Source organism: Streptomyces sp. NRRL S-1813 (assembly GCF_000719605.1).
In the GTDB taxonomy this organism is placed as follows: Bacteria; Actinomycetota; Actinomycetes; order Streptomycetales; family Streptomycetaceae; genus Streptomyces; species Streptomyces decoyicus.
The window spans coordinates 67,419-91,537 of sequence record NZ_JOHB01000006.1; the positions used below are offsets into that span (position 1 = coordinate 67,419).

At 71.4% G+C, this 24,119-nt stretch carries 20 protein-coding genes; 9 read left to right on the forward strand and 11 right to left on the reverse strand.

Annotation, left to right across the window (positions count from 1 at the left end):
* Positions 1-25: 25 nt before the first annotated feature.
* Positions 26-1,411, reverse strand: a complete 1,386-nt coding sequence (locus IF67_RS0111685) for an FAD-dependent oxidoreductase (protein ID WP_037839206.1) — start codon at positions 1,409-1,411, stop codon at positions 26-28.
* A 193-nt stretch (positions 1,412-1,604) separates the two neighbouring features.
* Here IF67_RS0111685 and IF67_RS0111690 point away from each other — a divergent pair, with 193 nt between their 5' ends.
* Positions 1,605-2,696 (forward strand): DUF6214 family protein, encoded by a 1,092-nt coding sequence (locus tag IF67_RS0111690; RefSeq protein WP_030984789.1) that lies wholly within the window; start codon positions 1,605-1,607, stop codon positions 2,694-2,696.
* 9 nt (positions 2,697-2,705) lie between these two features.
* Here IF67_RS0111690 and IF67_RS0111695 read toward each other — a convergent pair whose 3' ends face one another.
* Complete coding sequence (locus IF67_RS0111695) at positions 2,706-3,377, reverse strand: DUF305 domain-containing protein (protein WP_107050205.1); 672 nt, start codon at positions 3,375-3,377, stop codon at positions 2,706-2,708.
* A 164-nt stretch (positions 3,378-3,541) separates the two neighbouring features.
* On the opposite strand from IF67_RS0111695, the gene IF67_RS0111700 reads away from it, so the two are divergent.
* Positions 3,542-5,026 carry an LVIVD repeat-containing protein gene (locus IF67_RS0111700; protein ID WP_030984791.1) on the forward strand — a complete coding sequence of 495 codons (1,485 nt, stop codon included), beginning with the start codon at positions 3,542-3,544 and terminating at the stop codon, positions 5,024-5,026.
* Here IF67_RS0111700 and IF67_RS0111705 read toward each other — a convergent pair.
* Positions 5,017-5,679 (reverse strand): TetR/AcrR family transcriptional regulator, encoded by a 663-nt coding sequence (locus tag IF67_RS0111705; protein ID WP_037839208.1) that lies wholly within the window; start codon positions 5,677-5,679, stop codon positions 5,017-5,019. The two genes, IF67_RS0111700 and IF67_RS0111705, sit on opposite strands and share 10 nt — an antisense overlap.
* 425 nt (positions 5,680-6,104) lie before the next feature.
* Between IF67_RS0111705 and IF67_RS0111710 the strand changes: the two genes are divergently transcribed.
* Entirely contained in the window at positions 6,105-6,926 is an 822-nt protein-coding gene (locus IF67_RS0111710; protein WP_030984795.1) for a maleylpyruvate isomerase family mycothiol-dependent enzyme, read from the forward strand.
* 323 nt (positions 6,927-7,249) lie between these two features.
* On the opposite strand, the gene IF67_RS0111715 is transcribed toward IF67_RS0111710, so the two are convergent.
* Positions 7,250-7,981, reverse strand: coding sequence for a class I SAM-dependent methyltransferase (locus IF67_RS0111715; protein WP_030984796.1), 732 nt, complete (start codon positions 7,979-7,981; stop codon positions 7,250-7,252).
* A 152-nt stretch (positions 7,982-8,133) separates the two neighbouring features.
* Between IF67_RS0111715 and IF67_RS0111720 the strand changes: the two genes are divergently transcribed.
* Genes IF67_RS0111720 through IF67_RS0111730 form a run of 3 tightly spaced genes read left to right on the forward strand, consistent with a single transcriptional unit; the run spans position 8,134 to position 12,106 of the window.
* On the forward strand, positions 8,134-8,820 hold the full coding sequence (locus IF67_RS0111720) for a FadR/GntR family transcriptional regulator (RefSeq protein WP_030984797.1): 687 nt from the start codon (positions 8,134-8,136) through the stop codon (positions 8,818-8,820).
* On the forward strand, positions 8,817-10,235 hold the full coding sequence (locus tag IF67_RS0111725) for a hypothetical protein (protein ID WP_030984798.1): 1,419 nt from the start codon (positions 8,817-8,819) through the stop codon (positions 10,233-10,235). The genes IF67_RS0111720 and IF67_RS0111725 overlap by 4 nt, the downstream gene beginning before the upstream one ends.
* On the forward strand, positions 10,232-12,106 hold the full coding sequence (locus tag IF67_RS0111730; protein WP_030984799.1) for a GMC family oxidoreductase N-terminal domain-containing protein: 1,875 nt from the start codon (positions 10,232-10,234) through the stop codon (positions 12,104-12,106). Before IF67_RS0111725 ends, IF67_RS0111730 begins: the two co-directional genes overlap by 4 nt.
* Positions 12,107-12,161: 55 nt before the next feature.
* On the opposite strand, the gene IF67_RS0111735 is transcribed toward IF67_RS0111730, so the two are convergent.
* Positions 12,162-12,551 carry a TraR/DksA family transcriptional regulator gene (locus IF67_RS0111735; RefSeq protein ID WP_051817919.1) on the reverse strand — a complete coding sequence of 130 codons (390 nt, stop codon included), beginning with the start codon at positions 12,549-12,551 and terminating at the stop codon, positions 12,162-12,164.
* Positions 12,552-12,811: 260 nt separating this feature from the next.
* Here IF67_RS0111735 and ctaD point away from each other — a divergent pair, with 260 nt between their 5' ends.
* From ctaD to IF67_RS0111750, 3 genes are all read left to right on the forward strand, one after another.
* Positions 12,812-14,545 carry a cytochrome c oxidase subunit I gene (ctaD, locus tag IF67_RS0111740; protein WP_051817921.1) on the forward strand — a complete coding sequence of 578 codons (1,734 nt, stop codon included), beginning with the start codon at positions 12,812-12,814 and terminating at the stop codon, positions 14,543-14,545.
* A gap of 12 nt (positions 14,546-14,557) precedes the next feature.
* Positions 14,558-14,908 (forward strand): hypothetical protein, encoded by a 351-nt coding sequence (locus IF67_RS0111745; RefSeq protein ID WP_030984802.1) that lies wholly within the window; start codon positions 14,558-14,560, stop codon positions 14,906-14,908.
* Between the two features lie 247 nt (positions 14,909-15,155).
* On the forward strand, positions 15,156-15,569 hold the full coding sequence (locus IF67_RS0111750) for an Asp23/Gls24 family envelope stress response protein (RefSeq protein ID WP_030984803.1): 414 nt from the start codon (positions 15,156-15,158) through the stop codon (positions 15,567-15,569).
* Positions 15,570-15,632: 63 nt separating this feature from the next.
* Here the strand turns inward: IF67_RS0111750 and IF67_RS0111755 are convergent, their stop codons facing one another.
* The 6 genes from IF67_RS0111755 to fdh all read right to left on the reverse strand — a co-directional run bounded on the left by IF67_RS0111755 (position 15,633) and on the right by fdh (position 23,963).
* Positions 15,633-16,715, reverse strand: a complete 1,083-nt coding sequence (locus tag IF67_RS0111755; protein ID WP_234341057.1) for an SMP-30/gluconolactonase/LRE family protein — start codon at positions 16,713-16,715, stop codon at positions 15,633-15,635.
* A 177-nt stretch (positions 16,716-16,892) separates the two neighbouring features.
* Complete coding sequence (locus IF67_RS0111760) at positions 16,893-17,192, reverse strand: DUF6479 family protein (RefSeq protein WP_030984805.1); 300 nt, start codon at positions 17,190-17,192, stop codon at positions 16,893-16,895.
* Between the two features lie 126 nt (positions 17,193-17,318).
* Entirely contained in the window at positions 17,319-18,626 is a 1,308-nt protein-coding gene (locus IF67_RS0111765; protein WP_030984806.1) for an NAD(P)/FAD-dependent oxidoreductase, read from the reverse strand.
* A gap of 185 nt (positions 18,627-18,811) precedes the next feature.
* Positions 18,812-19,780, reverse strand: coding sequence for an NrfD/PsrC family molybdoenzyme membrane anchor subunit (gene nrfD / locus IF67_RS0111770; protein ID WP_199812717.1), 969 nt, complete (start codon positions 19,778-19,780; stop codon positions 18,812-18,814).
* 2 nt (positions 19,781-19,782) lie between these two features.
* The gene (locus IF67_RS0111775; protein WP_030984809.1) at positions 19,783-20,697 is read right to left on the reverse strand and encodes a 4Fe-4S dicluster domain-containing protein; all 915 of its coding nucleotides are present in this window, start codon (positions 20,695-20,697) and stop codon (positions 19,783-19,785) included.
* Positions 20,694-23,963: a formate dehydrogenase gene (gene fdh / locus IF67_RS0111780; RefSeq protein ID WP_030984811.1), complete on the reverse strand. Its 3,270-nt coding sequence runs from the start codon at positions 23,961-23,963 to the stop codon at positions 20,694-20,696. Before fdh ends, IF67_RS0111775 begins: the two co-directional genes overlap by 4 nt.
* Positions 23,964-24,119: the final 156 nt, after the last annotated feature.

Here is a 24,119-nt window from a genome sequence, read left to right on the forward strand (position 1 = left end):
CCGTTCGCCCTCGCCCGCCCCCGGCTCAGCGGGTCATCTCCACCGAGTGCGCCGCGTCCAGCAGTCCTGCCCAGTCCGGCAGTTTGACCGTGCCTCGGCCCAGTCCGCGGCCCCACTCCGCCTCGGCGGCCTCGATCGCCAGCCAGCCCGGCCACGGCACCGGCCGCTGCCCCGCCCGGATCAGTGCGGCGAGCGGGTCCCCGGCGCTGCCGCGCTCCGCGAGCGTGGGGGCGTCCGCCAGCAGCGACAGCGCGGTCTCCTTCGCGCACGGCCGGTTGGTGCCGATCACCCCCGTGGGGCCTCGCTTGATCCAGCCCGCCACGTACACACCGGGGAGCGGCGTCCCGTCCCGCAGCACCCGCCCGGCCAGGTGCGGCACCGTCCCGGACGTCTCGTCGAACGGCAGGCCGGGCTGCGGCGTCCCCCGGTAGCCGACCGAACGCAGCACCAACTGCCCCTCGATGTCCTCGAATTCGCCGGTCCCGGTGACCCCGCCACGCCCGTCGGGTGCCGTCCGCTCGAACCGGACCGCGCGCACTCCGGTGGCGTCCCCGAGCACCTCGACCGGTCGCAGGAAGAACCGCAGATGAATCCGGCGCCCGGGCCCCTCGGCCCCCGCGTCCGGGACCGGCGGGGCGGCAGCCGTCCGCTCCGCCCAGCCGCGCAGTACCTCGACATTCCGCCGCCCCGCCGCGGGCAGCCCGCCCGGATCCCGGAACGCCGGATCCAGCGTCAGCTCCTCGGGCCGTACGAGCACCTCCGTACCCGCAAGGGAGCCCAGTTCCCGTAGCTCCTTGGTGGTGAACTTGGCCTGGGAGGGGCCGCGTCTGCCGACCATCCAGACGTCCTCGACGCGGCTGTCCGCGAGCGCGCCGAGCGGTCCCTGAGGCATATCGGTGACGGCGAGCTCGTCGGCACCTCGGGACAGCATCCGCGCCACGTCCACCGCCACATTCCCCACGCCGATCACCACGGCGGACCGTGCCGCGAGGGTGAAACGGACCGCGGCCGCATCCGGATGTGCGCTGTACCAGGCGACGAACTCGGTCGCCGGATGGCTGCCGGGCAGATCCTCACCGGGGATGCCCAGATGCCGGTCGGTGGCGGCGCCCACGCAGAACACCACCGCGTCGAAGATCTCCCGCAGCTCCTCGACGCCCAGCCCTTGCGCCCCGACCTCGACGTTCCCCAGGAAGCGCACCTTGGGATGCTCCAGCACCGTGCGCAGATTGTTCTGGAGCGATTTGATCTTCTCGTGGTCCGGGGCGACGCCGTAGCGCACCAGGCCGTACGGGCAGGGCAGCCGGTCGAGGACGTACACCTCGATGTCCGGCACGGTCTGCTGCTCGATCAGGGACTGGGCGGTGTAGACGCCGCTGGGTCCAGAACCGATCACTGCGACACGAAGCACGAGTGGCCCCTTCCGCGGGATACCCCCAGGATCGCACCGGCAGGCGCGCGACGGGAGATGCGCTATCGGGGTTGCTCCCGGTGGGATGAGCGTGCCGCGCTACTGGGCCGGGTGAGCGGGGGGCTAGGTTTTCAATGTGTCGGAAAGTGACTTTTATACCGTTAATCACCGATATGAAGCCAAGGGCGCGCCATTGGAGTGGCCCACGTGGGAGCTCCAGGCGCACGGCTCCGCCGCGCCCGCTCTCGCCCCCGACCCTGCCGCCCCCGACGATCCGGCCGGACCCCGCGGCCCCGGATGCCCACTGCCCCGGCTCGATCCGCTGGGCCCCTGGTGCAGCGCCCGGCTGACCTTCGCCGACGGCGCCCGGGTCGATGTCCTGGTGACGGTCTCCGACGACCGCATCACCGTCGAGGACGTGCGGGCCGACCCGCCGCTGACGCTCACCGGCCTCACCGACCTGGCCCGCTGGATCGAAGGCCCCCTGGACGACGCCTTCCGGGCGGCCACCGGGCGGCCGCGCAGGACACGGCCCGCACCCCGGCAGACCGGTCCGGCGGCCACCTCGCCTGAGCGCGGCGGAAGGCCGCCGGCCGGGCCGCCGACGGAGCCGGCGAGAGGCGCGGCACCCGAGCCGGCGACCGGCCCGCGGCCGAACTCGCCGAACGGGCCGACATCGTCGACACCACGGCCGATGGCCGGGACGGCGCCAGGACGCGAGCCGCGACCGGAACCGAGGGGTGCCGGAGCGGGAGCGGCGGCAGGGGAGGGTGTGGCGCCCGCGCCTCAGGGTGCGGCCGCGCCAGGCGAGGGGCCGACGGGCCCGACGGGCCCGACGGGCCCGACGGGTGTCGCGCGGGGCGACAGCGCAGTCCACGGGACGCCAACGCACAGGGCTACCGGCCACCCTGCCGAGCCGTCCGCCGAGGCGCCGGCCGAACCGGCAGCCGAGCCCTCCGCCGAACCGTCCCCGGCTCTGGCCGCCTCGCCCGCGTCGTCCGCTCCCGCCACGGCCTCCACGCCTGCCACGTCACCGACGTCGAGCGAGCCGCCGCCCGCCTCGGCCAAGGCGTCCGAGCGCGCCCGCTCCGCCGTCCTCGCCCGGTCGCGGGCCGGTGCGCGCCGCAGGGTCGCCGCGGACGCGTACCGCCAGGCCCAGCGGGAAGGGTGCGATCCGGTGCTGGCCGTCATGCTGGCCACCGGCCGTAACCGCCGAAGGGCCTTGCGGCTGATCGCCGGCGCCCGTGACGAAGGGCTGCTGACGCCACGTCACAACAAGCGCTGACCGGCAACGTCAGGGCGTCTCCCCGGCGTCCGGCTGCATCCGCTGCATCCGCCCGATCTCGGCGCTCTGCTGCGCGATGACATCGTTCGCCATCTCCTCCGCGAGCGTGTTCCTGCCCTCGGAGAGCAGATCCGTGGCCATGGAGACCGCACCCCGGTGGTGCGCGATCATCAACTTCAGGAAGAGCGCGTCGAACTTCTCGCCGCGCGCCGCCCGCAACTGGGCGAGCTGAGCGGCGGTCGCCATTCCGGGCATCTCTCCGTGATGGTGGTGCCCGCCCTCCGCGCGCGGCCCGCCGAAGCCGCTCAACCAGCCCTCCATGGCGCCGATTTCGGGCCCCTGGGCCGCGGCTATCCGCTCCGCCACCCGCCCGACCTGCTCGGTATGGGCATACCGCTTGGCCAGGCCCGTCATCACCAGCGCCTGCCGGTGGTGCGGGATCATCATCTGGACGTAGCCGAAGTCGGCGGAGTTGGGGGAGTCGTCACCGCGCGCCTTCCTGGCCTCGTCGACGGTGAGGGTCTTCGCGGGTTCACCCGGCTTGCCCGGTGCCACCACGTTCGGTGCGGCGGCACGGTTCGCTCCGGCGCCGTCGTCGGACGAACAGCCGCTCAGGGCAAGAGAGATGGCCAGCCCGCAGCCGGCCGCGGCGAGGATGATCGCTCTCCTGGGACGCTTCAACGCGCGCACTCCTGTCCGTCGGACCCTCCGCCGGGGCGCGCCCGGCCTCGTCCGCCTCACTCGGGCGTTACCTCTTCATTGCCTTCTATTGATATGTACATGAGCAGCGCGATACTACCGGGGCCAAGAACCGTTCACATCGGAACGGACTTCAGGAGGTCCTCGTGACGTCGTTGCACACACCCCGCGTGCGGCGCAGACCCCTCAGGGTGGTGGCCGCGGCCTTCGGGCTCGCCGCTTCCCTCCTCGTGGCCGGACCGGCGGCCGCAACTCCCGACCCCGGCGACCACCCCTCAGGGGCCCGGGAGGTGAGCCGCGGCCAGGAGGCGGACACCCGGGCCGCGATCAAGAACGGCGACATACCCGGCGTGGACGAGGTCGTCCACAGCGCCAACGTCCGCCATCTGGCGAACATCCCGAAGCAGGCCCTCCAGGGCACCAACTCCGACCTGGCCTTCCAGGGGAAGTACGCCTTCGCCGGCAACTACGACGGCTTCGTGATCTACGACATCTCCCGGCCCAAGGCGCCCAGGACCGTGAGCCAGGTGCTCTGCCCCGGCTCACAGAACGATGTCTCGGTCTCCGGGAACCTGCTCTTCCTGTCCACGGACTCCTCGCGCAGCGACAACTCCTGTAGCAGCGCCGCACAGCCCGCGACGGAGAAGTCCTCCTGGGAGGGCATGAAGATCTTCGACATCAGCGACAAGAAGAACCCCCAGTACGTCGCCGCCGTCGAGACCGCCTGTGGTTCCCACACCCACACGCTGCTTCCCGAGCGCCGGAACGTCTATGTCTACGTTTCGTCCTACTCGCCCAGCGCGGCCTTCCCCGACTGCCAACCGCCGCACGACGGCATCTCCGTCATCAAGGTGCCGCGCTCCGCGCCCGAAAAGGCCGCCGTCGTCGACTTCCCCGTTCTTTTCCCGGACGGCGGCAACCCCGGCGGCTCCACCAACCCGGGCGTCTCGCAGACCACCGGCTGCCACGACATCACCACCTTCCCGAAGCTGAAGCTGGCCGCGGGCGCCTGCATGGGCGACGGCGTCCTGATGGACCTCTCGAACCCGGCCGCACCCAAGGTCATCGACCGCGTCCAGGACAACGTCAACTTCGCCTTCTGGCACTCCGCGACCTTCAACGAGCGCGGAAACAAGGTGGTGTTCACCGATGAACTGGGCGGCGGTGGAGCGGCCACCTGCAACGAGAAGACCGGACCGAACCGCGGCGCCGACGGGATCTACGACATCGTCGGCAAGGGCACCCATCGCAAGCTGGTCTTCATGAGCTACTACAAGATCCCGCGCCACCAGGCCGACACCGAGAACTGCGTCGCCCACAACGGCTCGCTGATCCCGGCCAGGAACCGCGACATCATGGTCCAGGCGTGGTACCAGGGCGGCGTCTCGATCTGGGACTTCACCGACTCCGCGCACCCGAAGGAGATCGGCTACTTCGAGCGCGGCCCGCTCTCCACGGACGCACTGGTCACCGGCGGCGCGTGGTCCGCGTACTACTACAACGGCCACATCTACTCGAACGACATGGCCAAGGGCTTCGACGTCCTCGCGATCGACGACCGTCGCACGGACAGCGCCGAGCCGGTACGGATGCGGGAGCTCAACGTCCAGACCCAGCCCGACTACCGCTGACCGGACACCCCCGTACCACTCCTCGCGTCGGCAGTCCCGCCGGGCGGCTCCTCGCCCGGCGGGACCCCGAACTCCCAGGCCAGTCCGTACCGTTGGAACAGTTCGGCACGCAGCCGCACCCGCGGCATCGACGCTCCCGGCAGCAGCATCGGCACCACCGCGCCCATCAGCAGCGCCCGCAACAGCGGATAGTCGGCATCGGGATCCGACGAGCCGTATGCCACGACCGTCTCCCGCAGCAACTGGGCCAGCCGCTGCTGCTCGGGGCACTGGATGAATCCGTCGGCCGTCAGAATGCCCGCCATATGCGTCCGCATCAGCAACGGGTGATCATGCGCAAGCCCCAGGATCGCGTCGATGGCCCGCGCCATCAGCTCCCGCCCCGCGTCCGGTCCGGCCGGCGGAGGCTCGCGCTCCAGCGCGGCCTGCAAGGTGAGGTGCATCAGTCGGTGCACGGCGGACTGGAGCAGCTGACGCTTACCGGGGAAGTAGTACGAGACGAGCCCCCGCGCCGCCCCCGCCCGATGAGCGATGTCTCCGAGCGTCGTGGCCTCGAACCCGCGCTCTCCGACCAGCTCGATCGTCGCCTGGAGCAGCCGTTCGCGGGACCGCCGCCGCAATTCTTCATTGACCGATGCGCTGCGGGGGGACATCCTGTAACTCCTGCGTTGACTGGCTCAGGGCCAACATACTCTGTATGACTCCGGATGTCCGTCTTCAGGCGGAACCCGGGCAAGCTGCCTGATTCGGGCGACGCGGGGGATCGCCCGAATCGGGTGGCGATGAGACCAGTGGCGGTCTCGCGACCTGCGCCTTACCAGGTCAAGAGGCCGCCCCTGGCTCATATCGGGATCCTGCCCGCCCTTCTGAAAGGCCCGCGGGTGCAGCGAGCGCCGGACGGCGGTGCGCCCGGCGGCCCGCGCCGGACGTTCCCCCTTCGAACCGTCCGTCCTCCCTGCTCAGGGCCTTGTCGCAGGCTCCGTTGCCTGGTCTTCTGTACGCCGAGTGATCCGTAGCGCGTTCGCGGCCCGTTTGCGTACGCATCCGGCACGGGCACGGGAGCGACGAGGAGAACGGCGTGGAAACAGCGGCTGGGCAGGATGCACGGGGCACTCTGCCCGAGGGGCTCGGTGCGGCCCTGCGCGAGACCGCCGAGGAGATCGCCGCGCTGCTGCGCGGGGGCGCCGACACGGGGCTTCCGGTACCCGGGTCGGAGTGGAGCGTCGGGGAGGCGGCAGCGCATCTGGCGCAGGCCAACGAACTGATGGCGGAGATCGCGGCAGGGCACGTACGCAGTCATGGGGACGGCACGCCGCAGAGCCTCGCCGCGGCCAACGAGCGAGCGCTCGCCGCATTCGACGAGCGCGGGGCCGAGCCGCTGGCCGCGATGATCGTGGCCCAGGCGGAGGCCTATCTGAAGGCGAGGGACGAGAGCGCGACGGAAGGAACCGTCGCCACCCCGTTGGGTCCGATGGACCCGGACGTCCTGGGGTCGTACCTGCTCACGCACATGCTCGGTCACGGATACGACCTCGCCCGTGCACTGGGGCGTCCGCACATGATCGACCGCGCCCGGGTCGAGCTGACCCTGCCGTTCCTGATCACGGCCATGCCACGGGTGACCGACACCGCCCGCACAGCCGGGCTTTCCGCCCGCTACGCGATCCGCTTGTGGGGCGGCGCCCGATTCGGCGTGACGGTGACCAACGGTGCGGTGTCCGTGGGCCCGCAGCCCCCGGCCCGTCCGGACTGCACCATCCTCATCGAGCCGGTCACCTTCCTCCTGATGGCACTCGGCCGCCGCAACCAGTGGGGCGCCCTCGCCCGGGGCCGCATACTCGTCCGGGGCCGTAAGCCGTGGCTCGCCCCTCGCTTCCCGGCTCTCTTCAAGGCGCCCTGAACACGGCGGGCAGGGTTCGGCCACAGGCAGCCGGTCTTGAGGGGACCGAGGCGACCGGGGTGTCGTCGACCCCGACGCCTGACGGACAGAGAGCCGATGGGGAGGGCGGCAGGTCGGCGGACAAGGGCTCCTGAGCGTGTGTCAGGTGAGGAAAGCGGTCAGCAGAAGGCCGCTCCCGAGGAGTGCGGGCAAGATCAGCCGGGTGGGGCGTACCACCCCGAAGACCGCGGCGAAGGCGGTGAACGGTGTGCCTGTTCGTCAGGGATGGGGCTCGGGAGTCAGTCGTAACGGCCCCCGCGGCTCCCTCAGTTGGCACCTCTCGCTCAGGGCGCGGGCCGGAGGGCGAGGAAGACGAACTCCCTCCCTGGCCGGTCGGGGGCGTCGCGCACCTCCTTCACCACATACCCGTGCGCGAGCAGGTCCGCCTCGACTTCCTGCCGGTCACGAAACCGCAGAGTCGAATCCGACGTCAGCACCTGCCCATCGGCGGCGAACACATAGGTCCAGCGGAATGTCACCAGCGGCCCGTCGACGTCGATCAGGTCGACCCAGCTCTCCACCGAGCCGGCACCCGGGACCTCCGTCACGCTGTAGGAGGCCTCGCGGTTCCACTCCTCCCAGGCGCGCCGGGACGGATCGCGGGTCTCGAATGCCAGATGGCCGCCCGGACGAAGTGCCTCGCGGGCTCCCTCCAGTGTCTGCCGCCAAGCCTGTGGATCGACGATGGCCTGGGCGACGTTCGCCGTCATGGTGGCGAGGTCGGCCCGGAGCGGGGGCAGTGCCGTCGCGTCGCCGCAGATCCAGCGGACCCGATCACCGCCCGGTTTGGCCTTGGCCACGTCGAGGGAAGCCAGGGCGGGATCCACACCGACGACCTCGATCCCGCGATCGGCCAGCAGGAGCGCCAGCACACCTGTACCGCAGCCGATGTCCAGCACGTGACGGGCGCCGAGCTCCTCTGTGAGGTGCAGGTATGCCTCCAGGTCGCGGCGATCGGGATCGAGCGGATCGTAGAGCGCGGCCAGTTGTGGGTCTCGGAAGGATGCGTCGGCCATGTGCCGGAACGTAGCCGAAGACAACAGCCGCTGCGGTGAAAGGGCTTGACGGGGGTGCACCGTGATGGTGCAGTGGATCATCCACTCAGTCACTGGCTCACCTGGCCCCGCCGGGTGGCGCAAGGGCAACTGCCTGCCCCGGGAGGGAAATCGTGGAGACGCTGCCCCGTGAGACCGTCGTCGACGTCCTGGAGAACCGGCTGCGGGAGGAGATCCTCACCGGCCGCTACCCCACCGGCGGCTATCTGCCCACCGAGCGCCGGCTGGCGGAGCGGTACGGCGTCAACCGCACCACCCTCAAGCACGCCTACGGCCGTCTCCTCCAGGCCGGACTGCTGGAGACGCGGCACGGCGTGGGCACCCGGGTGCGCGACTTCCTGCGCCTCGGCGGTGCCGATCTGCTGCCGATGCTGGTGCGGCACAGCCCGGACTGGATCGGTGAGATCTTCGAAGTGCGGCGCGGTGTCGGCGCGTTGATCGCCGAGCGGGCCGCCGCACGGTCGCAGGCCGCGCAGCACGCCGAGCTGCGCGAGCTGCTGGCGGTCGTACGGACGGCCGAGAGCGGCGACGCCGTACAGCTCGCGGACATCGAGGTGCACCGCGCACTGGCCCGCGCCACCGGCAACCGCGTCTACGTGCTGCTGACCAACACCCTCTTCCAGGCCTATCTGCCGTTCCGCTCCGCCCTGGTACGGCCCTTCACCGACCCGGACGCCGCGCACGCCCGGCTGGCGCCCCTGGTCGAGGCGGTGGCGGCGGGCGACGCGGGAGCTGCGCGCACCGCCGCCGAGAGCTATCTGACCGCCACCGAACGGATCATGCTGGAGGAGCTCGCGTGAGCGACGGCGACAGCGCCCGCGGCACCACCTTCACCGAGACCATGCTTGGCAGCGCCCGGATCGACGGCGAGGACGGGACCCGGCCGGCCCGGCTCGATCTGCGGGTGGCGGCGCAGGACGTACTGCGTCCGCTGGGGACGACCAAGGCCAGGCTGAGCGGGCGCCTGCGCATCGCCGGATGGGCCGACGACCCGTACGTCACGGGCGAGATGGAGATCTCGCCGTTCGCCCGGCGCCGTATCCGCTACCGGCTGACCTGCACCGTGCAAGGGCGCCGGCTGACCCTGGACGGCTGGAAATCCGTCTCGCTGCGCCACCCCGTCCGCTCGATGACGGTGCTGCCCTACGCGCTCCATGACGGAGAAGAGCGGGTCGGCACCGGCACGTTGCGCTTCCCCCTGGCCACCGGCCTGGCCCCCTTCCTGGGCAGCGTCCGCTTTCCGCGCCGCGAGGACGGCAGCCGGCACCTGGCGCCGCGCTGGCGCGGAGAGCCCGGCCGCACCGAGGTCTGGTACACCACCGTCACCGACCCGGCGACCGGCCACGGCCTGTGGCTGCACCACGAGCTGACCGTGCCCACCGACGGTTCACCGCCCTTCGTACACGGCTGGGCCGCCGTCTTCCCCCGGGCGGAACCGGACGGCCCGCAGGACGCGGTGCGGCACGTGCGCTTCGGCCCCGAGCCCTGGCACGGCGGCCCGGACGGCTTCCGTGCGGACGGCATCGTCGCGCGTGCCGGGCATCTCGAAGGTGCGGCCGGTGACTTTCGCTGGGAGCTGACCGAACGCCCCGAGGACGGCCCGCTGTTCACCTTCCCCCGCTGGTCCTGGCGCCGCCCCCGGCTGCCCGCCGCGCAGATGCTCCCGGCGGCCCGCGCCTCGTACGACGGCACGGTCACCTATGGCGGCGAGAAACTGACCCTTCAGGGTGCGCCGGGCGCCTCCGCCCGCATCTACGGGCACGGCAACGCGCTCCGCTGGGCCTGGTTGCACGCGGATCTCGGCGAGGGCGACGTACTGGAGATCGTCGCCGCCGTCTCGATGCGACCGGGACTGCGACGGCTGCCGCCGCTGGTCTTCCTGCGGCTGCGCCGTGGCGGCCGCACCTGGCCCCGGCGGGCGGAGCGCGCCGCGCTCGGCTGGGCGGGACTCGGCCGCTTCCGCGCCGCCCTCGGGCGTCCGGACTGGAGCGTCACAGGACGCGCCGGGCTGCGCCGCATCCGGGTCGAGGTGAGCCTGCCCGCCGAACGCACCCTGCGGCTCGACTACGCGGACCCCGACGGCAGTCCGGCCCGCTGCCACAACAGCGAGACCGCCGACGCCGTCGTCCGCCTGGAACGCTGGTGGGGGCGCTGGCGCCCGGAGGCGGAGTGGCTCCTCGAAGGAACCGCGCACGCGGAGGTGGGGGAGCGATGAGCGCCGCCGGACTCGTCGCCGCCCTCCTCGCCGACGACGGCAGCGAACGCTGGCCGGCCAAGGTGCCCCGCCGGCTCGACGACGTCCTGGCCTCGATGCCCGCACCGGCCCGCGCCGGGGTGCGCGGCGCCGCACGGGCCGTCGACGCCTATGCGCTGGCCCGCACGGGACGCCCGCTCGCCGCCCTCGACCCGGTGGAGCGCGACCGGCTGATGACTGCGCTCGCCGCCCGGCCGCGCCTGGCCTCGCTGCTGGACCTGCTGAAGGTTCCGGTGCTGCTGGCCGCGGGCACGGAGCGGATGCTCGACGACCGGGCCCGCGCGAGACGCGGTGCCGGTGCCGGGGGAGCGCTCCCGCTCGCCTTCGCACCGCCGCGCGATCCGCCGCTGGACTGCACACCGGCGCGGCACTGGCCCGCGCGCAGCACCGCGGACGCGGTGGTGATCGGCTCCGGCGCCGGAGGCGCCATGGCGGCGCGGGCCCTGGCCCGGGCCGGATTGCGTACCGTCGTCCTGGAAGAGGGCGACCACCACACCACCGCATCCTTCGGACGGCGCACGCCCCTGGAACGGTTCGCGGACCTCTACCGCGACGGCGGCGCCACCGTGGCGGCCGGCCGCCCACCACTGCTGCTGCCCACCGGACGGGCCGTGGGCGGGACCACCCTCGTCAACTCCGGCACCTGCTACCGGACCCCCGACCACGTGCTGGAGCGCTGGCGCACCGCCTTCGGACTCGACCTCGCCGACGGCTTCGGGGCGCATCTCGACGAGGCGGAACGCACCCTGGGCGTGGCCACCCAGCCCCTCGACGTCCTCGGCAACAACGGTCTGCTCACCCTCGCCGGGGCGGAACGCCTCGGCTGGCGCGCCGCACCGCTGCGCCGCAACGCCCCTGGCTGCCGGGGTTCCTGTCAGTGCGTCGTGGGCTGCCCCAACGGCGCCAAGCAGAGCGTGCAGTTGTCGGTGCTGCCGGACGCCTGCGCCGCCGGAGCCCGGATCGTCACCGGGGCCCGGGTGCGGCGGATTCTGGTGGATGCCGACCGGCCCGGCGGTCCGAGGGCGGCGGGGGTGTCCGTCCACCGCCCGGACGGTGCTGACCTGGAGATTCTGAGCCCGCTGGTGGTGGTCGCGGCAGGCGCCCTTCAGTCGCCGCCGCTGCTGCGGCGCTCCGGGCTGGGCACCCATCCCCGGCTCGGCCGAAACCTCAGCGTCCATCCGGCGACCAGCGTGGCGGGCCGCTTCGCCGAGCCGGTGACCGCCTGGGAGGGGGTGTTGCAGAGCGTCGGCGTCGAGGAGCTGCACAGCGACGGAATCCTCATCGAGGCGACCGCCACCCCACCGGGCATGGGCAGCTTCGTCCTCCCGGGCGTGGGCCGCGAGCTGCGCCGCGAACTGGACGCCGCCGACCGGCTGGCCACCCTCGGCGCCATGATCGCGGACCGCCCGTCGGGCCGGGTCCTGGGCCGGGACCGCACCGTACTCCGCTACGACCTCGATCCCCGCGATGCGGGGCGTCTGATGACCGCGGTGCGTGCCATGGGCGAACTGCTCTTCGCAGCCGGCGCCCAGGAGGTACTGACCGGCATCCCCACCGCTCCGCGCGCCCGTTCCCTGGCCGAGCTGTCCGCACTGCTGGACGGGGTGAGCGCACGCCGGCTCCACCTCTCGGCCTTCCATCCCACCGGAACGGTGGCCGCGGGGTCGGACCCCCACCGATGCCCCGCCGACGGGGAAGGCCGCCTGCGCGGCGTCCACGGGGTCCTGCTCGCCGACGGCTCGCTGCTCCCCAGCTGCCCCGAAGTGAACCCGCAGTTGAGCATCATGGCCGCGGCCCTGGGCGTCGCGGAGCGAGCGGTGGAGGCGGGGTGAGGGGGCCCGGCGAGACCCGCAGGGGTGTTCACGCGGCTGACGGTCTCCCGGCCGGTCATCTGCCGGCCTTGTTGGCGCAGCCAATGCAGGTCCTCGCCGTCGGGCGGGCGGTGAGCCGTCCTGAGGAGATCGGCCCGCCGCAGCGCTCACAGCTGCCGTAGGCGCCGGTGGCTATCCGCCGGGCGGCACGATCGAGGTCGTCCAGGTCGGCGTGTGCCTGCTTCAACATGTCGCGCAGGTGGGCCCGTTCGAACGCGACTGTGGCGCCCTCGGGGTCGTGCTCGTCGTCGTTGGCCGTCAGACTCGCCGCCTCGACGACCCCGTCCCACAGGCGCGTCAACGAGCCGATCAGCCGCTCGGTACCGGCCCGGTCCTCCGCGATCCGCTCTGCCGCGGCAGTCCATTGTGCGCGTGAGCCCCCGGCGCTCTCGGTACGGTCTTCCACGCCACAACACAACACATTGCGTGATCCGCCTATTCCAGTATGCCCGGAATCTCGGGTATGCGCGGGGTCCCGCCGAACCCGTCCGTGCACAGGGTCGCCGTCCGCACGGTGCGCGACGCGCGACGCACGACGGAGAACTCCCGTGCCCGCCCTTGATGTGACTGATGGCGCGCGGCGGCGAGCCTCTTTGGCGTCTTCCGAGCTGTCTGTACCGTCAGCCCGGCGAGGGGGGCGACCACGTGCGATGAGGAGCCCGGACCGTGACTGCCGTACAGCAGACGGAATCGTTGCAACCAGCCAGGCGGCGGAAGAATGCCGGACGGGTGGTGGTGGATTGGCTGACGACCACCGACCACAAGACCATCGGCACGCTCTATCTGAGTACGGCGTTCGGATTCTTCATGGTCGGCGGTCTTCTGGCGCTGGCCATTCGGGCGGAGCTCGCCCGGCCGGGTCTCCAGATTCTCTCGAACGAGCAGTTCAACCAGGCTTTCACGATGCACGGCACCATCATGCTGCTGATGTTCGCGACGCCGCTGTTCGCCGGGTTCGCGAACTGGATCATGCCCTTGCAGATCGGCGCGCCTGATGTGGCCTTCCCTCGGCTCAATATGTTCGCCTACTGGCTCTACCTGTTCGGTTCCCTGATCGCCCTCGGCGCCTTCATCACACCGGACGGGGCCGCCGACTTCGGCTGGACCGCGTACACCCCGCTGTCGGGTCCTCTCCGTACCCCCGGAATCGGTGGCGACCTGTGGGTGATGGGCCTGGCCTTTTCCGGCTTCGGGACGATCCTGGGGTCGGTCAACTTCATCACCACGATCATCTGTATGCGCGCGCCCGGCATGACGATGTTCCGGATGCCGATTTTCACCTGGAACATTCTGCTGACGGCCGTGCTCGTGCTGTTCGCCTTTCCCGTGCTGGCCGCCGCGCTGCTGGTGCTGGAGGCGGACCGGAAATTCGGCGCGCATGTCTTCGACCCCGCGAACGGGGGCTCGCTGCTCTGGCAGCACCTCTTCTGGTTCTTCGGCCACCCCGAGGTGTACATCATCGCGCTGCCGTTCTTCGGCATCGTCACCGAGATCTTCCCCGTGTTCAGCCGCAAGCCCATCTTCGGCTATATCGGACTCATCGCGGCGACGATCTCCATCGCGGGGCTCTCGGTCACGGTCTGGGCGCACCACATGTTCGTGACGGGCGCGGTACTTCTGCCGTTCTTCTCCTTCATGTCCTTCCTCATCGCGGTACCGACGGGAGTGAAGTTCTTCAACTGGGTCGGCACGATGTGGCATGGTTCGCTGTCCTTCGAGACACCCATGCTCTGGTCGATCGGGTTCCTGGTGACCTTTCTCTTCGGCGGACTCACCGGCGTTCTGCTGGCCTCGCCGCCGATGGACTTCCATGTGTCCGATTCGTACTTCGTCGTCGCCCACTTCCACTACACCGTGTTCGGCACCGTGGTCTTCGCGATGTTCGCCGGCTTCTACTTCTGGTGGCCCAAGTTCAGCGGCAAAATGCTCGATGAACGGCTCGGCAAAATCCACTTCTGGACCCTGTTCATCGGTTTCCACCTCACCTTTCTCATCCAGCACTGGCTCGGCGTCGAAGGCATGCCGCGCCGCTATGCGGACTATCTGGCGTCCGATGGCTTCACCACGCTGAATACGATCTCCAGCATCGGCTCGTTCCTGCTGGGGCTGTCGGTGCTGCCGTTCCTCTATAACGTCTGGAAGACGGCGAAGTACGCACCGAAGGTGACCGCCGACGACCCTTGGGGCTACGCACGCTCCCTCGAGTGGGCCACCTCGTGCCCGCCGCCGCGTCACAACTTCACCACGCTGCCCCGGGTCCGCTCCGAGTCGCCGGCCTTCGACCTGCATCATCCCGACGTCGCCGCCCTGGAACTGGCCAGGAAGGGCGCGCGGCGCGATGTGGTCGAACCCGAAGAGCCACATCACGGCGACCGCCCCTCGGGGGACGAGCCGCGCTGAGCCGGCCGCGCCATGACCCACAGCCGAACGCCGGACAGCCGCTCCGTCGAGGCGGGGATCGCCCGCATGGAGGGCTACCTCCTGTGGCAGGCGGAGATCGACCGCGCCCGCACCGACGCCGAAGCCTTCGTCGACGCCCTCGACTGGCCGACATCCGCCCAACGGGACGAGCTGGTGGCCCTCTTGGCCCGTCGCCAGCTCGACCTCTCACAGAAGGCCGTCACCCGTATCGCCACCCGCGCACTCCAGCTCCGCCGGGAGTACCAGCAACGCTATGACGTCCTCAAACGGCGCGTCCTGGTCACCGCGTTGGCCCTGCTGACGGTCCTCACGTTCCTCGACGTCCTGCTGCTGGCCCGCTGACCGGCGTCACGAGCCGAGAGGGTGCGCTGCGTACGCGGGTCGAGGACACCCTCTCAGGTCGCGCAAACATATTTGCTGAAACGGCAAATGGAGAGGGCGTCATGCCCCGGCCCCGGCCCACATCCCGGTCCCCGCCCCGGCCCCGGACCGCCCCGCCCCGTTTCGGGAGGCAGCGTCACCCGTCCGGCCATAGCGTGAAGAGACGGGCGGAGAACTTCCCCGCAATGGAGCAAAGGGGTGATGCGCGATGACCGAGATCGCCGAGCGCGGGTCGCGGAAGGCCGGGGACCTGGGGCGCACGACCATTGCCGACGGTGTGGTCGCGAAGATCGCCTTTCTGGCAGCCGGTGAGGTGGTAGGGGTCCATGCCCTGGGCAGCGGGATTTCGAGATCGGTGGGAGCCCTGCGCAAACGCGTACCCGGGGGCGGCACGACCAGCACGCACGGCGTCAAGGTCGAAGTCGGCGAGAAACAGGCGGCGGTCGATCTGGACGTCGTCGTCGATTACGGCGAGGTCATCCCCGAGGTGGGGAAAGCCGTGCGCGAGAACGTGATTTCCTCGGTCGAGCGGATGACGGGTCTCGAAGTCGTGGAGGTCAATATCGCGGTCAGCGATGTATGGCTCCCCGAGGAGGAGGAAGAGCCGGAACGAGTGCAGTAGGCGGCCTTGCGGCCGGCCCCTGAGGCCGGTCGGTCCGTCGCTGCGCCGGCCCTGGTGCGCCGGTCACCGTCCGGGAGCCGGGCCCGCGCTGCCCACGCCGTCCGGCCCGGGAAGGGTGCAGACGGCGATGCCGCGTTCCTCGACGCTGCTCATGAGCAGGAGGTTTTCCGTTCGGCAGACACTGGTGACCATCCGGTACGGGGAGTTGACGGCGCGCAGGTCGCGCGCCGTGCCGCCGTCGGGCCGCAGCGCCAGCACGCGCACTGTCTGCTGCACGGGCGGGCGCAGACGCAACCGCTTGCACACCTGCCATGACAGTCGCCGGAAGGCGCGCGGCATGCCGTGCAGCAGCTCCAGGCCGGCCGCCCGCGGTGCCGCCAGGGCGACCCAGAACGCGCCGTCGGGGCCACGGGAGATGTTGTCGGGGTAGCCGGGCAGGTCACCGGCCCAGATGTCGGCGGTGCCGGCCCGCGGGCCGGTCAGCCGGTAGCGGCGAAGGCGGCGTGCCCCGGTCTCGGCCACGACGAGGAAGGACTCGTCCGGGTCCAGGGCCACCCCGTTGGCGAACTGGAGCCCGTCCAACAGGACTTCGGGGGTCGTCGCGTCGGGGCGCAGGCGCAGCAGCTGCCCGGTTCCGGTGTGCTCCAGGAAGTCGCCCAGCCACTCGTCGAGGCCGTAGCGGCGGCTGGAGACGGTGAAGTAGAGCGTGCCGTCCGCAGCCGCGGTGACGTTGCTGGCGAACCGCAGGGGCGCTCCGGCCGCCTCGTCGGCGAGGACGCGTACGGTGCCGTGCCGCGGGCTGATGCGCAGCAGTCCCCGTACGGCGTCACAGACGAGAAACTCGCCGCCCGCGAGGGGCTGAAGACCGAGCGGCCGGCCACCGGTGTGTGCCACGACCTCCGCTCCCTCCTCCGCGCCCGACGCCGAGAGCCGCAGCCGCCAGATCGCGCCGTCCGCCGCGCCGGCGAGGAAGCTGCCGTCGGCGTCGGCCACCACATCCTCGGGTCCCTGGATCGCGGGGGCGACGATACGGGGCACCGGCAGCGGCTGGGGGCCGTCCCTCCTGACGCCGGCCGCCAACTGCCCGCTCATCGCGTGCCGCGGCGCCGGGCCGCCCTCGGGCCGCAGTGCAGGTCCATCTCCCACCTCCACCTCGTGCGGGTGCCGACGACGTGCGACACCGTCCGTACGCGCCGCGCGCATACGTCGGCAAGCCAAGCAGAAGCGGACGCATCCGGCATCCGGCATCCGGAGATTCCTCCACGGCGGCGAAGGCCGTTACCGGAGAGCGACGAGTCCCCGCGGGGTCAGTGCATCCGACGGCTAGAAACCGCGCCGGGAGCCGCTCCCGTCGCCCTTCAGCTCGTGCGGTGTGCGCCGTTGGTCCGTTCGGGGGAGCTCATCGGGCTCGCGGCTCTCGACGACATCGCCCACGGGCCCGCCCTCCGGCAGTCGTGGCTGCTCCTCGGGCGTGGGCGGGGCCGGTGCGCGGGCCTTGAGGCGGCGTCCCCAGGCGAAGGCCGCAATGATGACGGCGACGAGGAGCACGCCGACGAGGATGAGCAGGGCGCCGCTGGTCACGTGAGGAGCGGCGAGTTGTTCGGGCACGGTCGTTGCATCCATCACCAGATTCTCCATTCGGCCCGGGTACCCGGCGTGGCGGGAATGACGCGCAGACCGTGGCGGCCAGGGCCTGTCGTGTGGATCAGGCCGGACCCCGCGAGCCCGGCCTGATCCGAACGACAGTTCCTAAGCCGTTTCCGACGGGTCGTGCGGCAGGCGGGCCACTTCGGGGGTTTCCGTGTCCAGCGGTACCGACCAGGAGCTGAGCAGACCCAGCTGTACGCCGTGGCGCGGCAGCACGGCCTCCAGGAGCCAGTCGGCGGCCACCCGGATGCGGTTGTCCGGCATCGCCATGAGGTGGTAGGCGCGGGTGAGGGCGCCGGCGAGCGGGCCGGAGAGCGGGACGTGCAGGGGGTTCGCCGCGGCCTGGACACCGCCGAGGTCGACCATGAACCCCAGATCGCGGTGCTCGTACGCGCGCGGTGCGCCCTGGCCGCAGGACGCCGCCACATTGCGCGCCGCCACCTTGCCCTGCCGCTGGGCGTGCTGGGCGGTCATCGGCGTCACCTCACCGGGCCGGGTCAGGTCCGGAACGGCCGCGGCATCACCGCAGGCGAACACCTCCGGCCGGCCGGGCACCCCCAGGAACTTGTCGACGCACAACCGCCCCCTGTCGGTGGGCAGCCCCAGCGAGTCGACCAGCGGGTCGGGCCGTACGCCGACACACCAGATCAGCGAGCGGCTGTGGAGGAACTCGCCGTCGTCGAGCAGTACGCCGTCCGGGGTCGCCTCCTTGACGGACGTGCGGGTGCGGACATCGACGCCGCGGGAGCGCAGGACCCGGTCGGCAGTGCGCGACAGCCGTTCGTCGAGTCCGGGCAGCAGCCGGTCGGCGACGTCCAGCAGCAGCCAGCGGGGGCGTGGACCGTCCCGCAGTCCCGTGTTCTGCCGGGCCAGGTCGTCGGTGAACAGCACGCCGTGGGCGGCGACTTCGGTGCCGGTGTAGCCGGCGCCCACCACTACGAAGGTGGTTCTGGCGGACCGTTCGGCCGGGTCCTCGGCCGCACCCGCCAGTTCGATCTGGCGGGTGATGTGGTCGCGGAGGTACAGCGCTTCGGGCATGCCGCGGAAGCCGTGGGCATGCTCGGCGACCCCGGGGACGGGCAGCAGTTTGTTGACGCTGCCGACGGTCAGGACCAGACGGTCGTAGGACAGGGATCCCTCCTGGTCCTCGGGGTCGGTGTAGCTCACCCGACGGGCATCGAAGTCCACGTCGTGGGCGTGCCCGAGGACGAGCCGGACACCCGGCAAGGTGCCGGTGAGCGATACCGCCACCCGCCGGGGTTCGAGAATCCCGGCCGCCACTTCCGGCAGCAGCGGCACATACAGAAAGTAGTCATGGGGGTTGAGGAGCACGATCTCGGCGGCTCCCTTGGCCAGCCGGGAGAGCGTGCGGGCACATTCGTAACCGGCGAAACCGGCTCCGACGATCACGATCCGAGGACGACGTCGCTGCACGTGGACTCCCGCGGTCGAGGGGGTGCTCAAGCGCCGGCCACACGGTCACGGTCCGCGGTGAACGGTCGGCCCGCGCAGATGCACCGGTCGAAGAGGTCGTGCTCTGTCGGCTTACCGGTGAGCGGCCGGGTACACATGGTGGTGAGGGCGCTTCGCTGTTCTCAGTGTGACGGCAGCAGCCCTTGGGCGGCTCGTTGAGGCAGGACCGTGTAGGCCGGGTCCTCGGCGGAGGCGAGGCCGGCCGCGAAGACGCCGAAGCGGGTGCAGGCCGAGCCGGCGAGCAGTGCCAGGCCGCCTGCGACGGCCGCTGCGCGGTGGCGACGGCCCCCGAGCGCCGCCATCGCCGCGCCGCCGCCGGTGAGCACCTGCGCACCCCGCAGCAGCCTGCCCGCCCGCCCCTCCCGGTAGGTTTCCGCCACCATCCCCAGCCGCCGCTCGGCCGCCCGGACCGCCACCGAGTCCGCCACCGCGGCCAGGGCGGCGGCGCAGCGGGCGGGGGCGTTCTCCTGGGCGGGGGCGAGAACCAGCGCCATACCGGACGCGGCGGCGGTCGCGGAGGCGGCGAAGAGGTACGGCAGCTCGCGGTGCGCGCCGTGCCAGGCCGGTACGGCGGTGTCCGCGGCGAGCACGGCGGTATAGGTGGCCACGGCCGGTCCCAGGACCGCGGCGGCCGCGGTGGCGGCGGCGCCGGCCCGCGGCAGCCGGCCGGTGACTGCGCACAGGGCCGCCGCGCCGGCCGCCGGACCGTAGCCGCCGAGCAGCCAGGAGCCCACGCTCATCGGCGAGGTCGGCTTCAGCACGCGCAGCATGTGGGCGAAGCGGGCCGGGCGGCCCAGGTCGTTGATGAGCGCGGCGGCGGAGAGGGACACGGCTGCCAGGGAGGACACCTTCATCGCGGCGGCCAGCGCCGTGCGGCCGGTCAGCTGGGCGCCCGCCGCGAGCACCGAGCCGGCTCCCGCCAGGCCGCCGAGGAAGAAGTATCCGGCGATGTCGCGGGCCGCCCAGGAGGGGGCTTTGATGACCGGACGGCCGTAGTAGGAGCGGAACTCCGCCCGAGGGACCATGAGTTGCTCGCCCTTGGGGCTGCGGCGCGAGCGGGTGCCGCCCCTGCGGGGTGCCTGGTCGGTCATCGTCATACCTTCCTTTGCAGGAGCGTCGGCAGCGCGAAGGAGAGGGCAATACCGCCCGCCAACGACAGTGCCGCCGCGCCGGCGTGCTTCCACATCGCGGGCAGGTCCCGGGTGGTGACCACCGGATCGGGTGGCAGCCCGTACACCTCGGGTTCGTCGAGCAGCAGGAAGAACGCCCCGTCACCGCCGACCCCGTCCTCGGGATCGTGGCCGTAGAGCCGGGCGTCGGTCACGCCCGCCGCATGCAGCTGGTCGACCCGCAGTGCCGCGCGGGCGCGCAGTTCGTCCAGCGGGCCGAACTGGATCGACTCGGTCGGGCACGCCTTGGCGCAGGCAGGCTCCAGCCCCACGCCCAGCCGGTCGTAGCACAGGGTGCACTTGAAGGCCCGGCCGTCGGACGGGCGTTGGTCGATGACGCCGTAGGGGCAGGCCGGGACGCAGTAGCCGCAGCCGTTGCAGATGTCCTCCTGGACCACGACTGTCCCGAACTCGGTACGGAAGAGCGAGCCGGTCGGGCAGACATCGAGGCAGGCAGCATGGGTGCAGTGCTTGCAGACGTCGGAGGACATCAGCCAGCGGAACTCGCCGCCCGCCGGTACGGCATCCGCGGTGAGAGGGAGTTGCGTACGGCCCTCGGGGGCGGGCACCGCCGGCGCGGCCGGTGGCGCCGACTGCTCGATGAAGGCCACATGACGCCAGGTCGAGGCGCCGAGGCCCCCGGTGTTGTCGTACGACATGCCGGTGAGGGACAGGCCGTCCTCCGGGATCGCGTTCCACTCCTTGCACGCCACCTCGCAGGCCTTGCAGCCGATACAGACGGAGGTGTCGGTGAAGAACCCCACGCGCGGCGGGGCATCGGCATGCCCGGCGTCGCCGGCCGGGTCGGGCTCCGGGCCGCTGAGCAGGCTGTCGGTCATGACCGGTGGTCCTCTCCGGTGTGCTCGGTGATACCCGCGCGCCGCCGGTAGTCGGCCACCAGTCGGGGAAGCGCGGGGCCGCGCGGCCGCCGTCCCGGCCGGATGTCGGCGGTGAGGGCCTTGTCCTCCTGGATATGGGAGTTGGGGTCCAGTGCGATGGCGACCAGCTCGTTGGCCGCGTCGCCGGTGACGATCCCGTTGGGCCCCCAGTGGAACGGCAGCCCGATCTGGTGGACCGTACGGCCGTGCACCGTCAGCGTCCTGATGCGGTCGGTGACCGCCACCCGGGCCTCGATGGCATTGCGGGCGGTGATGAGCGTGGCCCATCCGTTGTGCTCCAGACCGCGCTCCGCGGCGAGCTGCGGTGACACCTCGCAGAACAACTCGGGCTGTAGCTCGGCCAGATACGGCGACCAGCGGCTCATCCCGCCCGCCGTGAAGTGCTCGGTGAGACGGTGGGTGGTCAGCACGAACGGATAGACCTCGGCGCCCGGTTCGTCGCCGCTGGGGTGGTAGCGGTTGCCTTCGCGGAAGTAGAGCTGCTTGGTGGGGGAGCGTGGGCGGTCGGGGTAGAGGGCGTTGGGGAACGGGGAGTCCTGCGGCTCGTAGTGCGTGGGCAGCGGCCCGTCGTGCAGCCCGGCCGGTACGTAGAGCCAGCCCTTGCCGTCCGCCTGCATGATGAAGGGGTCGTCGCCGCGCAGGGCGTCAGGTCCCGTGGCGTCCGTCGGCGGTACGTGGTCCGGGGCCCGGTCGGGAACGAAGTCCGGGACGTCATGGCCGGTCCAGTGCCCGTCGTCGGCGTCCCACCAGACATAGGCCTTGCGCGCGCTCCAGGGAGTGCCGTCGGGGGCGGCCGAGGCCCGGTTGTAGAGGATCCGCCGGTTCGCGGGCCAGGCCCAGGCCCATCGTGCGGCGACCCAGTCCTGCTCGGTGTGCGGGGTGCGGCGGGCGGCCTGGTTGACACCGTCCGCGAAGACCCCGCAGTAGATCCAGCAGCCGCACCGGGTCGAACCGTCGTCCTTGAGCTCCGTGTACGCGCTCAGCGGCGCCCCGTCGGGACCGTGCCCGTTGATCTCGGCCAGCACGGCCGCCGCCACCGGCTCCCTGAGCGGCCCCTCCACCGGGTAGTCCCAGGTCAGATCCTGGATCATCCGGTCCATCGGATCGGTGGACGCCGCCAGCTTCTCCTTGATGCGCCGGCCCAGGTGGTACATGAACCACAGATCGCTGCGCGCGTCACCCTGCGGCTCGACGGCGGCATGGTGCCACTGGAGCCAGCGGTTGGTGTTGGTGAAGGACCCGGACTTCTCGGTATGGGCGGCCGCCGGGAGGAAGAACACCTCCGTCCCGATGTCCTCGGTGCGCAGTTCGCCGGTCTCGGTCTCGGGCCCGTCCTGCCACCAGGTCGCCGACTCGATGAGGGAGAAGTCACGGACGACCAGCCAGTCCAGGTTGGCCATTCCCAGCCGCTGCAACCGGGTGTTGGCGGAGCCGACGGCCGGATTCTCACCGAACAGGAAGTAGCCCTTGCAGACGCCGTCCAGCTGGGCGAGCACGGTGTCATAGGTGCTGTGCGAGCCGGTCAGCCGCGGCAGATGGTCGAAGCAGAAGTCGTTGTCGGCAGTGGCCGCGTCGCCGTAGTAGGCCTTGAGCAGACTGACGAAGTACGCCCGCATCTCGCCCCAGAAACCCTTGTCGGTACGGCTCGCCGCGACAAAGGTGTGCAAGTCCTCGTGGGCGTGCGCATGCGGCATCGGCAGATAGCCGGGCAGCAGGTTGAAGAGCGTGGGGATGTCGCTGGAGCCCTGGATGGACGCATGGCCGCGCAGCGCCTGGATGCCGCCGCCGGGGCGCCCGATGTTCCCCAGCAGAAGCTGGAGCACACTGGCCGCCCGGATGAACTGGGAGCCGGTCGCATGCTGGGTCCAGCCCACCGCGTAGACGAACGCGCTGGTGCGCTCGCGCCCGGAGTTCTCCGTCAGCGCCTCGCACACCTGCAAGAACGTCTCGCGTGGCACCCCGCAGGTCCGCTCGACCATCTCGGGGGTGTAGCGGGCATAGTGCCGCTTGAGGATCTGGTACACGCAGCGGGGGTGTTGCAGCGTCGGGTCCTGCGGTGCGCGGGAGTGGGCCTGGGGGCCGCCCGCGCCATGCGTCTCGGCATGACCCGGGATCGCCTGCGGCTCGACCGTGCTGCCCCGGAGGCGCTGGTCGTGCAGCTGCTCGACGTCGCCCGCCGGTGCCTGGACGTCGGTGCCTTCGTACTGCCAGCTCTCGGGGTCGTAACGCCGCCGCTCCTCGTCCATGCCGGAGAAGACGCCGTCGAGATCCTCGGTGTCGCGGAAGTCCTCGCGGACCAAGGTGGCGGCATTCGTGTAGGCGAGGACGTACTCCCGGAAGGCCTTCTCCTCGTTCAGGACGTGATGGATGATCCCGCCGAGGAAGGCGATGTCGCTGCCCGCCCGGATCGGCACATGCAGATCGCACAGGGCGCTGGTGCGGGTGAAGCGCGGATCGACATGAATGATCCGGGCACCCCTGGCCTTGGCCTCCATGACCCACTGGAAGCCGACCGGGTGCGCCTCGGCGAAATTGGAGCCCTCGATGACGATGCAGTCCGCGTGCTGGAGGTCCTGCATGAAGGTGGTCGCCCCGCCGCGCCCGAACGAGGTGCCGAGGCCGGCGACCGTGGAGCTGTGGCAGACCCGGGCCTGGTTCTCCACCTGGATCACGCCGAGGCCGGTCAGCAACTTCTTGATCAGGTAGTTCTCCTCGTTGTCGAGGGTCGCGCCGCCCAGACTGGCGATGCCGAGCGTCCGGGCGACCCGCCTGCCGTCCTCCTCCCACTGCCAGGTGTCACGACGTAGCTTGATCACCCGCTCGACGATCATGTCCATGGCCGTGTCGAGATCCAGTGGCTCCCACTCGGTCCCGTAAGGGCGCCGGTAGAGCACCTGATGGCGCCGTGACGGGCCCGTCGTCAGCTGAAGCGTCGCCGCCCCCTTGGGGCACAGCCGCCCCCTGCTGATCGGGGAGCCGGGATCCCCCTCGATCTGCACCACCCGTTCGTCCTTGACGTACACCTGCTGGGCGCAGCCGACCGCGCAGTACGGGCAGACCGAGGCCACCACGCGCTCGGCGGTGTCGGTGCGCGGCCGCAGCTCCTCGGTGCGCCGGGACATTGCGGCGCGTCCCCGGCCCAGCGGGTCCTCGCCCCTGAGCTGCCGGTAGGCGGGCCAGTCGCGGAGCAGCCTGCCTACGCCCATGGTTCCTCCCACGCCTCGGCTCGACAGGTATGCCTCCAAGCTCTCTCCCGTGGGCTCCGTCCGCTTCCTGGCAGGCCTGTCACTGACCCAACCGGGCACCCGGAAGGGGCACGGGCACCGGCGGCGCGTCCGCACATGCGCCGCCGGCCGCCGCGC

What these genes read in the sequence shown, in the direction of transcription:
- IF67_RS0111705 (WP_037839208.1), bottom strand. Translation starts at nt 5,679, where the DNA reads ATGTCCCCCCGCAGCGCATCGGTCAATGAAGAATTGCGGCGGCGGTCC.
- IF67_RS0111715 (WP_030984796.1), bottom strand. Translation starts at nt 7,981, where the DNA reads ATGGCCGACGCATCCTTCCGAGACCCACAACTGGCCGCGCTCTACGAT.
- IF67_RS0111730 (WP_030984799.1), top strand. Translation starts at nt 10,232, where the DNA reads ATGAGCGCCGCCGGACTCGTCGCCGCCCTCCTCGCCGACGACGGCAGC.
- IF67_RS0111745 (WP_030984802.1), top strand. Translation starts at nt 14,558, where the DNA reads ATGACCCACAGCCGAACGCCGGACAGCCGCTCCGTCGAGGCGGGGATC.
- IF67_RS0111750 (WP_030984803.1), top strand. Translation starts at nt 15,156, where the DNA reads ATGACCGAGATCGCCGAGCGCGGGTCGCGGAAGGCCGGGGACCTGGGG.
- IF67_RS0111760 (WP_030984805.1), bottom strand. Translation starts at nt 17,192, where the DNA reads ATGGATGCAACGACCGTGCCCGAACAACTCGCCGCTCCTCACGTGACC.
- nrfD (WP_199812717.1), bottom strand. Translation starts at nt 19,780, where the DNA reads ATGACCGACCAGGCACCCCGCAGGGGCGGCACCCGCTCGCGCCGCAGC.
- IF67_RS0111775 (WP_030984809.1), bottom strand. Translation starts at nt 20,697, where the DNA reads ATGACCGACAGCCTGCTCAGCGGCCCGGAGCCCGACCCGGCCGGCGAC.
- fdh (WP_030984811.1), bottom strand. Translation starts at nt 23,963, where the DNA reads ATGGGCGTAGGCAGGCTGCTCCGCGACTGGCCCGCCTACCGGCAGCTC.